Raw genomic sequence first — 11,874 nt, forward strand, 5'->3', positions numbered from 1 at the left:
ACCCCTAGTGTTCAAGCAGGCGCGGCATCAGCTCGACCATGTTGCAGGGGCCGTGGCGGCTGTCGAGCTGGGGGCCGATGACCTTGTCCCAGCCGTCCTTCACCGCCCCGTTCGAGCCCGGCAGGCAGAAGACGAAGGCGCCGCTGACGATGCCGGCCAGGGCCCGCGACTGCAGGGTCGAGAGCCCCACCGACTGATAGCTGACCAGGTGGAAGACCACCGAGAAGCCGTCGATCTCCTTGTCGAACAGCGGGCGGATCGCCTCGGGCGTCACGTCGCGGCCGGTGATGCCGGTGCCGCCGGTGGTGATGATGGCTTCCACGCCCTCGTCGATCCAGGCCCGCACATACATGCGGATGGCGTCGACGTCGTCGCGGACGATGGCGCGGGCGACCAGCTCGTGACCGGCGTCGGTCACCCGGTTGACCAGCAGGTCGCCGGAGGTGTCGTTGGAAGCGTCGCGCGTGTCGGACACGGTCAGCACGGCCACGCGCACCGACTTCTGCGTCTTGGTCTCGTCGATCTTGCCGCCGGGGGTGATACTGGGGGCGTTCATCGCAGGGTTCCTTGAAATTTCGCCGAGCTGTTTAGACCGATGCCGTCGGGGAAGCCTACTCCCAGCGGGCGACGTCGGCGTGATCCTGGGCGCGCGGCTCGATCCAGCGCACGCCGTCGGGGCCGTGCTCCTTTTTCCAGAAGGGGGCGCGGCTCTTCAGATAGTCCATCAGGAAGTCGCAGGCCTCGAAGGCCTCGCGGCGGTGGCTGGCGGCGGTGGCGACGAAGACGATCGGCTCGCCAGGCGCGATCTGGCCGACCCGGTGCAGGATCAGCAGGTCGGCCAGGCCGAAGCGCGCGCGCGCCTGATCGGCGATCTTGCCGATCGCCGCCTCGGTGAAGCCGGGATAGGCCTCCAGCTCCAGCACGGTGGTGGCGCCGGCCTCGGCGCGGGCGAGGCCGGTGAAGGTCGCCACGGCGCCCACCTCGGCGCGGCCCTGGCAGAAGTTCGAGAGCAGGGCGCCGGGATCGAAGGGTTCGGCGGTGAGCTGGATCATCCGCCGCTCATCGGCGGGAGGAAGGCGACCTCGGCGGTGGCGGAGAGGGCGGCGTCGCCGCGGACGATGGCCTGGTCGAGCGCGACCTGAACGCCGGGCGCGGCGAGCGCCGCGGCGAGCCCGGGGTCGTCCGCGCCCAGCAACCGGCGAAGCTCAGCCAGGCTTTCCGCCGCCAGCTCACGCTCGCGCCAGCCGGCGACGTCGCGCAGAGGTCCAAAGAGGAGCACCCGGGCCATGGCTCAGCCGCCGGTGGTCGACATGTGGCGGGACACGGAAGGCCCTTCGGCGCGGGCGATCCTGAAGTCGTGCCCCTTGGGCTTGGCCAGCACGCCATTGCGGACCACCTCGACCAGCTCGGCGTCCGAGGCGCCGGCGCGCAGCACGGCGCGCAGGTCGGTGGCGTCCTCCTGGCCCAGACAGGTGTGCAAGGTGCCGGTGCAGGTCAGCCGCACGCGATTGCAGGCCTCGCAGAAATTGTGGCTCATCGGGGTGATGAAGCCCAGCCGGCCGCCGGTCTCCTCGACCCGCACATAGCGCGCCGGCCCGCCGGTCGAGAGCGGCAGGTCGGTCAGGGTCCAGAAGCTCTCCAGCTCGCGGCGCACGGTCTCGAGAGAGAGATACTGGTCGGTGCGGTCGGCTTCGATCTCGCCCATCGGCATGGTCTCGATGAGGGTGATGTCGAGGCCCGAGCGGTGCGCCCAGCCGATCAGCTCGGGGATTTCGGCGGCGTTGTCGTGCGCGAGCGCCACCGCGTTGACCTTGACCCGCAGGCCCGCGGCCTGGGCGGCCTCGATCCCGGCCAGCACCTTGGCGACGTCGCCGCCGCGGGTCAGCCGCTTGAAGAGGTCGGGCTTGAGGCTGTCGAGCGAGACGTTGATCCGCTTCACCCCCGCCTCGGCCAGCTGGCCGGCGAACTCGGCCAGGCGGGTGCCGTTGGTGGTGAGGGTGATCTCTTCCAGCGCGCCGCTGGCCAGGTGCCGCCCAAGCGAGCGGATCAGATCCATCACCCCCTTGCGCACCAGGGGCTCGCCGCCGGTGATCCGCAGCTTGCGCGTGCCCAGGCCCACGAAGGCGGTGGCGACGCGGTCCAGCTCTTCGAGGGTGAGCAGTTCGGCCTTCGGTAGGAAGACCATGTGCTCGGCCATGCAATAGACGCAGCGCAGGTCGCAGCGGTCGGTGACCGACAGGCGCAGGTAGCTGACCTTGCGACCGAAGCCGTCGACAAGGGGTGCGGGGGCTTGCACTGGACTGGCGTCGTAGGGCGACATGATCCTCATAACATAGAGATGAAGGCGCGATGGCGACAGGGGTGAGGGACGAACCCGTTCTGGAGGCGGTGGTGCTGGCCGCGGGCTCGGCGCGCCGGTTCGGCGGCGGCAAGCTCACCGCGCCCTGGGGCGACGGCGTCTTGCTGGACGGCGCCCTGGCGGCGGCCCTCGCCGCGCCGGTGCGGGCGGTGACGGTGGTGACCGGGGCGGATGCGCCGGCGGTCGAGGCCGCGGCGCGGGCTTATGCCGCCAGGTCGGGCCAGGGGGACCGGCTCAGGATCGTCCATGCGGCGGACCACGCCGAGGGCATGGCCGCCTCGCTGCGGGCGGGAATCGCCAGCCTGCCGGGAGACGCCGATGGGGTGTTCGTCTTCCTGGGCGACATGCCGCGGATCCCGCATGCCGTGCTGGCGCCGCTCGCGGCGCGAATGGCCGAGGGGCATGCCGCGGCGGTCCCGCTGTTCGAAGGTCGCCGCGGCCATCCGGCGGTTTTCGCCCGGGCGTTATTTCCGGACCTGGCCGCGCTCAGCGGCGACCAGGGCGCGCGCAAGGTGCTGGAGAAGATGGGGCCAGCGCAGGTGGAGACGCCGGACGACGGGGTTCTGTTCGACGTGGATGAGGTCAGTGATCTGACCTGAAAATGCCCGTCATCCCGGACGGCCGTAGGCCGAGCCGGGACCCAGGGCGGCCGCACTGCAGAGCCCCCTGGGTCCCGGCTCTCCGCGTAGTTTATCCTCGGGCCGGCCTTTGGCCGGACCCGGGGGCTCCGGCCGGGATGACGGCTCAGGTTGAGGGCATATGCAGCCTTCCCCCTCAGGGGAGCATCTCGCACCTCACCCCCTCACCCATGGCAGGCTCGTCGTCGGGGCCTGGCCCATGGCCAGCAGGGCGTTGGCCACCGCGGGCGCGATGACCGGGGTGCCGGGTTCGCCGACGCCGCTGGGCGGGTTGGGGGAGGCGACGATGTAGGTCTCCACCGTCGGGGCCTCGGCGTGGCGCAGCACGCGATAGCTGTCGAAATTGGTCTGCTGGACCAGGCCGTCCTTCAGGGTGATCTGGCCGAACAGCGCCGCGGAGAGGCCGAAACAGGTCCCGCCCTCCATCTGGGCGGCGATCTGGTCGGGAGCCACCGCGATCCCGCAGTCGATGGCGGTGACCACCCGGCCGACCCGCGGGACGCCGTTTTCCAGCTTCACCTCGGCGATCTGGGCGACCACCGAGCCGAAGCATTCGTGCACCGCCACCCCGCGGGTCCAGCCGGCGGGGGCGGGCGTTCCCCAGCCGGCCTTTTCGGCGGCGAGGTTGAGCGTCGCCAGATGCCGGTTCGAGCCGGCCTTGGCGTAGAGGGCGCGGCGGTAGTCGACCGGGTCCTTGTTCGCCGCCTTGGCCAGCTGGTCGATGGTGTGCTCCATGACAAAGGCGGTGTGGGTCGCCCCCACCGAACGCCACCAGAGCACCGGGACCTTGCCGTCCGGCAGGATCACCTGGGCGTCGACCACCGGGGTCGCCTTCAGATAGGGCGAACCCATGGTCCCCTCGACGGCGGTCTCGTCGAGCTTGCCGCCGCCGATCGGCGCGCCCTTCATGATCGACTGGGTGACGATGCGGTGCCGCCAGGTCGCCGGGAAGCCGTCCTTGTCCACCGTCACGCGCACGGCGTGGTGGATCAGCGGGCGATAGTGGCCCGCGGCCATGTCGTCCTCGCGGGTCCAGACCAGCTTCACCGGCCGTCCGCCGCCGACATGTTTGGCGATGCGCACGCATTCGACGACGTAGTCGGAGCTGAAGTTGGCGCGCCGGCCGAAGCTGCCGCCGGCGAACACCGTCTCCACGCCGATCGCCCCCGGCAGATTGCCGACGACCTTGGCCGTGTTCAGCTGGTCGATGGTGGGCGCCTGGGAGCCGGCGATCAGGTGGGCGGAATTGCCCTTGACGATCGCTATGCAGTCCAGCGGCTCCATGGCGGCGTGGGCGAGGTAGGGGAAGTCGTAGGTGGTCTCGACCACAGCCTGGCCCTTCTGGGCCGCGGCGGCGTCGCCGCGGCTGTCGAAGGCCTGCCACTTCAGGTCGCCGGCCGGCGCCGCCCCGGCGGCGAGGTCGCGGAAGGCCTGGGCGATCTGGTCGCTCGATCGCTGTTCCGCCGCGCTGTCGTCCCAGGCGACGGTCAGCGCGTCGCGGCCCTGGCGGGCGGCGTAGGTGGTGTCGGCGACCACGGCCACGCCGGTGGCGATCTGGAAGACGTCGACCACGCCAGGGATCTTGCGCGCGGCGCTGGCGTCGAACGAGGCGACCTTGCCGCCGAACCTTGGGCTATGCGCCACCATGGCGACCAGCATGTTCGGCAGGTGGACGTCCTGGGTGAAGCGCGCCGTGCCGTCGCTCTTGGCCTGGGAATCCTTGCGTCGGACTCGGTCCGAACCGACCAGGGTGAAGGCCTTCGGGTCCTTCAGGGTCGGCGCCTGCGCCGGTTTGACCTTGGCGGCCTCGGCCAGCAGCTGGCTGAACGGCGCCTGCTTGCCGGACTGGGCGTGCGCGACGACGCCGTTCTGCACGGTGATCTCGCCGGCCGGGACGTTCCAGGCCTTGGCCGCGGCCTGGACGAACATGCTCCGCGCCGCGGCGCCGGCCGTGCGCAGCTGGGTCCAGGAGTTGGAGATGGCGCTGGAGCCGCCGGTGCCCTGGGTGCCGCCCATCACCTTGTTGCCGTAGAGCCGGGCGACCGCGGGGGCCTGTTCGATCCGCACCCGGCTCCAGTCGGCGTCAAGCTCCTCGGCGACGATGGCGGCCAGCCCCGTGCCCGAGCCCTGGCCGAACTCGATGTGCTTGGAGATGACGGTGATCCAGCCGTCGGGCGAGAACTTCAGGAAGGGGCCGAAGGCGCCGACATCCGCCTTGGCGCCGACGCTGAGAATGTCGGCGGGCGAGCAGCCGACCAGCAGGGCGCCGCCGGTGAAGGCCGCGCCGACCCGCAGGGCGTCCCGGCGGGTGAGGCCGGCGGGCTTGAGGGGTTTGTTCATGGCGGTCTTTCCCTTCAGGCCTGCGGCGCAGGAATGGCGAGCGCCGGGGCGGTCACGCTGACGGCGGGAAGGCCGGCGGCGTCCTTGATGGCCGCCTTGATCCGCTGGTAGGTCCCGCAGCGGCAGATGTTGCCGTTCATCGCCGCCTCGATCTCCGCGTCGGAGGGCTTCGGGGTCTGGGCGAGCAGGGCTGCGGCGCTCATCAGCTGGCCGGACTGGCAGTAGCCGCACTGCGGCACGTCGTGCTTGACCCAGGCGATCTGCAGCGGATGGCCGCCGCCGAGGCTCTCGACGGTGGCGATCTGGCCCGCGCCGACCACCGAGACCGGCGTCTGGCAGGACCGAATCGGCTGGCCGTCGAGGTGCACCGTGCAGGCCCCGCACTGGGCGACGCCGCAGCCGTACTTGGTCCCGGTGAGCCTCAGCTCGTCCCGCAGCACCCAGAGGAGGGGCGTCTCGGGCGCCGCCTTCACCGGGTAGGACTTGCCGTTGACCTGCAGCGTGATGGACATCGAAGCGCTCCCGTTCCCATGACGAGCGTCATGCTAGCCCTGTTGCGCCGTGCGGGTAAGTCAGCCGCAACGGCTCCCATGTTGGCTCTCTGGGCCGGCTGGCCTTAAGGCTGGGCGGGCCCAGAGATTCGAGGTCGCCGTGGACGTCTTTCCCGCCTTCTTCCCGCTCGCCGGCCGGATCCTGGTGATCGCCGGCTCCGGCGAGGCCGCCGAGGCCAAGGTTCGCCTGTTCGACGGCTCGCCAGCCCGGCTGGAACGGCTGGAAGGCGCCGCCGCCCTCGATCCGCAGAGCTACGCCGGCGCGGCCCTCGCCTTCGTCGCCAGCGACGACGACGGCTTCGCAACCGCCGCGGCCGCCGCCGCGCGGGCGGCCCATGTGCCGGTCAATGTCGTCGACCGGCCGAAGCTCTGCGATTTCACCACGCCGGCGGTGATCGACCGCGGCGAGGTCGTCGCGGCGATCGGCACCGGCGGCGCGTCGCCGATGCTGGCCACCCTGCTGCGCCAGGACATCGAGGCCCGGGTGCCGGAAGGCGCCGGCCGCGTCGCCGCCCTCTTCCGCAGCCTGCAGGACGAGGTCCGCGCCGCCCTGCCCGACACCGGTCGCCGGCGCGCCTTCCTGCGCGCCGCCCTCGCCGGGCCAGCCGCCGAGGCGGCGATGGCGGGAGACACGCCGCGCGCCGCGCGCCTGCTGCGTGAGGCCCTGGCCGCCGACCGCCTGCCGGTGGGAGGGGTGCAGTTCGTAGATGCGCGAGGCCCGGCCGACCTTCTGACATTGCGCGCGGCGCGCGCGCTGGCCAGCGCCGACGTGCTGATCGCCGACGAGGGCGCGCATGGCGAGGTGCTCGGTCTGGCGCGACGCGACGCCGAGCGGCAGGGGCCGACGGGGGTGGAGCATCTGGCGGCGCTGGCCGGCGAAGGCCGTCGCGTGGTCCGGCTGATCGTGGGCGTCGCCTGGCGCCGGGAGCTGGCCGCGCTCGACGCCGCCGGCGTGCAGACCGAAGTCCTGCCGATCGCCAGCTGAGGCGCCGAACGGCCCCCTCAGAAGTGCAGCGGCCGGCCCTTGGTCTCGGGCAGGAACAGGATGCAGCAAACCACCGAGAGCGCCGTGAAGGCGAACGGGAACCAGAGGCCGGCGTAGATGTCGCCGACCGCTGCGACGATGGCGAAGGCGCTGAAGGGCACGAAGCCGCCGATCCAGCCGGTGCCGATGTGGTAGGGCAGCGACATGGCGGTGTAGCGCACCTTGGTCGGGAAGAGCTCGACCAGGGCCGCGGCCATCGGCCCGTAGAGGGCGGTCGCGGCGATCGTGAAGACGAACAGCACGCCGAAGGCGCCCAGCAGGTTCATGCGCGCGGGATCGGCCTTGGCCGGGTAGCCGGCGGTGGCCAGGGCGGTCTTGATCCGGGCCTCGACGCCCGCCTTGGCCGCCTTGGCGTCGGCCTTGGCCAGGCTCCGGGCGTCGACCGACTGCACGACCAGGTCGCCGACGCGGACCTCGGCGAGGCTGCCGGCTGGCGCGGCCTGGTTGCGGTAGGAAACGCCGGCGTTGGCCAGGGCGCTCTTGGCGATGTCGCAGGCCGACAGGAAGCTCTTCTTGCCGATCGGGTCGAACTGCACCGCGCAGTCGGACGGCGGGGCGTACACCACCACCGGCGTGCGGGCGACCGCCTCGGAAAGCGCCGGGTTCAGGGTCTGGGCCAGCATGTGGAAGCCGGGGAAGTAGGCGATCAGCATCAGCGTCATGCCGGCCAGCATCACCGGCTTGCGGCCGACCCGGTCAGACAGGGCGCCGAACAGCACATAGCCGACCGCGCTGATGGCGGTGGCCGAGACCATCAGGAGGTTGATGGTCTCGGGCGCGACCTTGAGGAATCTCTCCAGGAAGGTCTGGACGTAGAAGAAGGCCGTGTACCAGACCGCCCCTTGCGCGCACATCACGGCGAAGAAGGCGATCAGCACCAGCTTGAGATTGGGCCAGCGGCCGAAGGCCTCGCTGTACGGCGCTTTGCAGATTTCGCCCTCGGCCTTCATCTTGGCGAAGGCCGGGCTCTCGGAGAGCTTCAGCCGCATGAAGATCGAGACCGCCAGCAGGCCCGCGGAGAACAGGAAGGGGATCCGCCAGCCCCAGGCGTCAAAGGCCGCCGGCCCGAAGGCCTGGCCGACCAAGATGCGGGTGGCGAGAATCACCATCAGGGCGGCGAAGAGGCCGAAGGCGGCCGAACTCTGCACCCAGCTGGTCGAGCGGCCGCGGGCGTTGTCGCTCGCGTGTTCGGCGACATAGATGGCCGCGCCGCCGTATTCGCCGCCGAGCGCGAAGCCCTGGATGATGCGCATGACGATCAGGAGGATGGGCGACAGCAGGCCCGCGGTCGCGTAGCTGGGCAGCAGGCCGATGGCGACGGTGGCGCCCCCCATGAGGACGACGGTGGCCAGGAAGGCGCCCTTGCGGCCGCTCTGGTCGCCGACCTTGCCGAATACCAGCGCGCCCAGCGGCCGGAAGGCGAAGCCCGCGCCGAACAGGGCCAGGGCCGCGATATAGCCCGCAGCGTCCGGCAGGCCCGAGAAGAAGGTCTTCGAGATGACCTGGGTCAGGCTGCCGAAGACGAAGAAGTCGTACCACTCGAAGGCGGTGCCGGCGGACGAGGCGCCCACGACAGTGCGCATCGAGGGGCCATCGTCTTCGCGCGCGCCTTCCACGGCGATCTCGGCCATCAGCTTCGTCCTCCCCCGGTTCTGAGCGTGCTGTAGCACCCACGCCCGGCGTGTTGAAGCGCAGGCGGAACCATGGGCCGCCTCCGGTCGCTTACCCCCTCGACGCGCGCGGCGACCGCCGCGCGCAATTGCTCGCTCGGCTCGTCGCCGGGCCATCCGTGGAGAGAACCATGAAAACAACGGAAGCGATGCGCGAGCTTCGAACGATCGCCGACGACCTGCCGGCGAAAGCCGCCTCGGCGCGCGAGGCGTTCAACCAGATGCGCCGCAAGGCCCAGGACCTGACGGTCCAGGCCCAAGGCCGCGCCCGGGGCGAGATCGACCGGCGGCGGACGACAGCGGCGACCACGCTGGAAAGCCTGGCGGGCGCCCTGCGGCCCGACAGCGACGTGCGCGCACGCCGCAAGACCCTGGCGATCGCCGGCGGTTCGAGCCTGGCGCTCACCGCCGCGCTGGGAATCGGCGTCGCGCTCGGCTTCATGATGAGCCGCGAGTTGAAGAAGCGCGCCGACCAGCGCGCCGAAGCCGACGAGAGCCAGGCGAGCCCGGTCCCGCCTCAGGCTCCCCCGGTGGACCCGACGACCGCCAGCCTCGACCTCTAGGCGCCGTCATCCCCGGCCGCGGCGAAGCGGCGAGCCGGGGCGGCGCCCGGTCGGGCCTTGCGTCATTCTGACTCACAGGAGATCTCATCCGCCGAGGGACGAGCCGATGTCCACCCGCCTGTTCGACCTTCTCAAGCCCTTCCTGAGGCTGGCGCTTGCCGCCTTCGTCATCGGGTTCGGCAGCTATCTGGCGCTGGGCGGCGCGCGTGCGCCCGCGCACCCGTCCTTCGCCGACGCGGGCCAGGCCGCGGCGCCGGCGTCCGAGGACTGGAACCGTCCCAGGCGGATCTAGCGGCCACGGCAGGTTCAGGGCGTCCAGGCGTTTTCCAAAAAGGTCAAATCACGCCAAGGTCGCCGGCCATGAGTGAACAACAGGCTGTCCCGATGGTGTCCGCGAATCCCGTCATCCGTCCCGCGGAGCTCGCCGCCTATCTGGCGGCGCGCATGTGCCACGACTTCATCAGCCCGGCGAGCGCCATCGTCTCCGGCCTGGACCTGCTGGAGGATCCCTCGGCCCAGGACATGCGCGAGGAGGCCATGGGCCTGATCGCCACCTCGGCGCGAAAGTTGACCGACCTGCTGCAGTTCTCGCGCGTGGCCTTCGGCGCCTCGGCCTCGGCCGAGACCTTCGACGTCCGCGAGCTGGAGAAGCTGGCCCGCGGGGTCTTCGGCCACATGCGCGCCGACCTGGAGTGGCTGGTGGAGGCGCCGGCGGTGAACAAGCCGGCCGCCCGGGCGCTGCTGAACCTCGCCCAGATGGCTGGGGCCGCGCTGCCGACCGGCGGAACGGCCCGTGTGCGCGCGGTGCAGGAAGGCGCCTCGCTGGCGATCGCCGCCGACGCCAGCGGCCCGCGCGCCAAGCTCCGTCCCGAAGTGCTGCGCGGCCTGCGCGGCGAACCCCAGGGCGAGGGTCTGCACGGCTACTGGGTGCAGGCCTATTACGTGAACCTCTTCCTGGCGGACGCCGGCGGACGCGTCTTCGCCGACGTTAACGAGGAGCGCGTGGTGTTCGCCGCGACCGTGCCGATCTAAGTGTGCTGGATCTGAAGTTCGCCAGCATGAGGGTCATACGCCGGCGCGAACTTCAGATCCAAAAAAGCACACTAGAAACATAAACTTGCTAGTGTCCTTGTCGATTCCGAAGTTCGTCAGAGCCTGCCACAAGCGCATGCGCACTTCGGAATCGGGACACTAGGCTGGAAGCGTGGCGCTATCCGTGCGGCCTGCACGGCTCGTTAACCATGGCGCGCGACAAGGGATACGGGGAAGGGGAGGCGCCTTGTGAAGACCTGCCTCGTGGTCGATGACAGCCGGGTCGTGCGCAAGGTCGCGCGCCGGCTGCTGGAAGACCTGGGATTCGCCGTGGCGGAAGCCGCCGACGGCATGGAGGGCCTGGCCTGGTGCCGGGCCATGATGCCTGATCTCGTGCTGCTGGACTCCGGCATGCCGCTGATGAGCGGGCTCGACTTCCTGCGCCGCCTGCGGCTGGAGCCCGGCGGGCGCGCGCCGAAAGTCATCTTCTGCTCGTCCGAGACCAATCTGGACCGCATCCGCGAGGCGCTGGACGCCGGCGCGGCGGAATACATCATCAAGCCGTTCGATGGAGACATCGTGGCCGAAAAGCTGGCGCTGGCGGGGGTGGCATGACGCCTGAGGAACAGGTCTTCCTGGCGGAACTTTGCGCCGAGCGCGCCGGCCTGAAGGTCGATCCGGAAAAGGCCTATCTGATCGAGAGCCGCCTCGGCCCGCTGGCGCGCCGCGAGGGCTTCGGCGCGGTGTCGGAGCTGCTGGAGGTTCTGCGCGAACGCCCCGAGGAACGGCTCCTGACGGCCTGCGTCGAGGCCATGGCGCCGAGCGAGAGCGGCTTTTTCCGCGATCGGGCGGTCTTCGAACATCTGTGGCGCAAGGTCGTGCCGGAGCTGGCGCGCCGCCGGCCGGACGGGGTGGTGCGGATCTGGAGCGCCGGCTGCGCCGCCGGACAGGAGGTCTATTCCCTCGCCATGCTGCAGGCGGAGCAGCCGGCGCCGGGCAAGATCGAGCTGTTCGCCTCGGACCTCAGCGAGCGCCAGCTCGATCGGGCGCGGCTTGGCGTCTACACGAGCTACGAGGTCCAGCGCGGGCTTTCCGCGCGGCAGATGGTGCGGCACTTCGAGAACCGCGACGAGCATTTCCAGCTGGCCAAGCCGCTGCGCCAGGCGGTGCGGTGGCGCCGCGTCAACCTGCTGGACGACCTGACGGCGCTGGGCGCTTTCGACATCGTCTTGTGCCGCTACGTGCTGGGCGCCCTGACGCCGGCGGGCCGTGCGAGGGCGACCGAGCGGCTGGCGAGCGTCGTCGCCTCTGACGGGGTGCTGGTGCTGGGCGCGAACGAAGAGTCCGCCGCCGAAAATCTCATGCCGGAATCGGCGGCGCGCGGCGTCTTCCGCCGCACCGGCGAGGTCCGCGCCGCGGCCTGAATGGAACCAGGCGCGACATGCCGAACAGCCCCGCCGCCGCGACGGGCGGGCGGGGCCTCGGAATGGATCGGCTCAGTCTACTGCTTGGCGTCTTCGGCCGTCGTGGACACGGCCTTGCCCGCGGCCGAAACGTCCTTGCCGGCGCCGGAAACGGTGTTGCAGGCGGCCACGGCCATGCTGGCGGCGACCAGCGCCAAAAGAACAACTTTGCGCATCGAAGTCTCCCGAGGGTGTTTGCGAACTTGCGACCCC

General features: G+C 70.9%; 15 protein-coding genes. 7 read left to right on the top strand and 8 right to left on the bottom strand.

All coding sequences use genetic code 11. From position 1 onward, the window contains the following. Positions 1–4: 4 nt before the first annotated feature. Genes moaB through moaA form a run of 4 tightly spaced genes read right to left on the bottom strand, consistent with a single transcriptional unit; the run spans position 5 to position 2,320 of the window. Positions 5–556 carry a molybdenum cofactor biosynthesis protein B gene (gene moaB / locus ACSQ2B_RS18095; protein WP_436051980.1) on the bottom strand — a complete coding sequence of 184 codons (552 nt, stop codon included), beginning with the start codon at positions 554–556 and terminating at the stop codon, positions 5–7. Positions 557–611: 55 nt separating this feature from the next. Then, positions 612–1,052, bottom strand: coding sequence for a molybdenum cofactor biosynthesis protein MoaE (locus tag ACSQ2B_RS18100; protein WP_436051982.1), 441 nt, complete (start codon positions 1,050–1,052; stop codon positions 612–614). Next, a complete protein-coding gene (locus ACSQ2B_RS18105) occupies positions 1,049–1,288 on the bottom strand; it encodes a MoaD/ThiS family protein (protein ID WP_436051984.1) in 240 nt (79 codons plus the stop codon). Before ACSQ2B_RS18105 ends, ACSQ2B_RS18100 begins: the two co-directional genes overlap by 4 nt. A 3-nt stretch (positions 1,289–1,291) precedes the next feature. After that, on the bottom strand, positions 1,292–2,320 hold the full coding sequence (gene moaA, locus ACSQ2B_RS18110) for a GTP 3',8-cyclase MoaA (RefSeq protein ID WP_436051986.1): 1,029 nt from the start codon (positions 2,318–2,320) through the stop codon (positions 1,292–1,294). A 41-nt stretch (positions 2,321–2,361) separates the two neighbouring features. On the opposite strand from moaA, the gene ACSQ2B_RS18115 reads away from it, so the two are divergent. Continuing rightward, positions 2,362–2,958, top strand: coding sequence for a nucleotidyltransferase family protein (locus ACSQ2B_RS18115; RefSeq protein WP_436051988.1), 597 nt, complete (start codon positions 2,362–2,364; stop codon positions 2,956–2,958). Between the two features lie 195 nt (positions 2,959–3,153). On the opposite strand, the gene ACSQ2B_RS18120 is transcribed toward ACSQ2B_RS18115, so the two are convergent. Further along, positions 3,154–5,337: a molybdopterin cofactor-binding domain-containing protein gene (locus ACSQ2B_RS18120; RefSeq protein WP_436051990.1), complete on the bottom strand. Its 2,184-nt coding sequence runs from the start codon at positions 5,335–5,337 to the stop codon at positions 3,154–3,156. A 14-nt stretch (positions 5,338–5,351) separates the two neighbouring features. Continuing rightward, a complete protein-coding gene (locus ACSQ2B_RS18125; protein ID WP_436051992.1) occupies positions 5,352–5,849 on the bottom strand; it encodes a (2Fe-2S)-binding protein in 498 nt (165 codons plus the stop codon). Between the two features lie 139 nt (positions 5,850–5,988). Here ACSQ2B_RS18125 and ACSQ2B_RS18130 point away from each other — a divergent pair, with 139 nt between their 5' ends. Beyond that, positions 5,989–6,873: an NAD(P)-dependent oxidoreductase gene (locus ACSQ2B_RS18130; protein ID WP_436051994.1), complete on the top strand. Its 885-nt coding sequence runs from the start codon at positions 5,989–5,991 to the stop codon at positions 6,871–6,873. A gap of 17 nt (positions 6,874–6,890) precedes the next feature. Here ACSQ2B_RS18130 and ACSQ2B_RS18135 read toward each other — a convergent pair whose 3' ends face one another. Then, positions 6,891–8,564, bottom strand: coding sequence for an MFS transporter (locus ACSQ2B_RS18135; RefSeq protein ID WP_436051996.1), 1,674 nt, complete (start codon positions 8,562–8,564; stop codon positions 6,891–6,893). A 170-nt stretch (positions 8,565–8,734) separates the two neighbouring features. Here ACSQ2B_RS18135 and ACSQ2B_RS18140 point away from each other — a divergent pair, with 170 nt between their 5' ends. The 5 genes from ACSQ2B_RS18140 (at position 8,735) to ACSQ2B_RS18160 (ending at position 11,622) form a co-directional block, all read left to right on the top strand. Then, on the top strand, positions 8,735–9,166 hold the full coding sequence (locus tag ACSQ2B_RS18140; protein ID WP_436051998.1) for a hypothetical protein: 432 nt from the start codon (positions 8,735–8,737) through the stop codon (positions 9,164–9,166). Positions 9,167–9,272: 106 nt separating this feature from the next. Beyond that, positions 9,273–9,458, top strand: a complete 186-nt coding sequence (locus ACSQ2B_RS18145; RefSeq protein ID WP_436051999.1) for a hypothetical protein — start codon at positions 9,273–9,275, stop codon at positions 9,456–9,458. Positions 9,459–9,526: 68 nt separating this feature from the next. Next, positions 9,527–10,198 carry a histidine phosphotransferase ChpT gene (chpT, locus tag ACSQ2B_RS18150; protein WP_436052001.1) on the top strand — a complete coding sequence of 224 codons (672 nt, stop codon included), beginning with the start codon at positions 9,527–9,529 and terminating at the stop codon, positions 10,196–10,198. 249 nt (positions 10,199–10,447) lie between these two features. After that, positions 10,448–10,813 carry a response regulator gene (locus ACSQ2B_RS18155; RefSeq protein ID WP_436052003.1) on the top strand — a complete coding sequence of 122 codons (366 nt, stop codon included), beginning with the start codon at positions 10,448–10,450 and terminating at the stop codon, positions 10,811–10,813. Further along, positions 10,810–11,622, top strand: a complete 813-nt coding sequence (locus tag ACSQ2B_RS18160; RefSeq protein ID WP_436052005.1) for a CheR family methyltransferase — start codon at positions 10,810–10,812, stop codon at positions 11,620–11,622. The genes ACSQ2B_RS18155 and ACSQ2B_RS18160 overlap by 4 nt, the downstream gene beginning before the upstream one ends. A 77-nt stretch (positions 11,623–11,699) precedes the next feature. Here the strand turns inward: ACSQ2B_RS18160 and ACSQ2B_RS18165 are convergent, their stop codons facing one another. Next, positions 11,700–11,837 (bottom strand): entericidin A/B family lipoprotein, encoded by a 138-nt coding sequence (locus tag ACSQ2B_RS18165; RefSeq protein ID WP_436052007.1) that lies wholly within the window; start codon positions 11,835–11,837, stop codon positions 11,700–11,702. Between the last annotated feature and the right edge of the window lie 37 nt (positions 11,838–11,874).

The organism is Phenylobacterium sp. LjRoot225 (genome assembly GCF_964252855.1).
GTDB lineage: Bacteria > Pseudomonadota > Alphaproteobacteria > Caulobacterales > Caulobacteraceae > Phenylobacterium.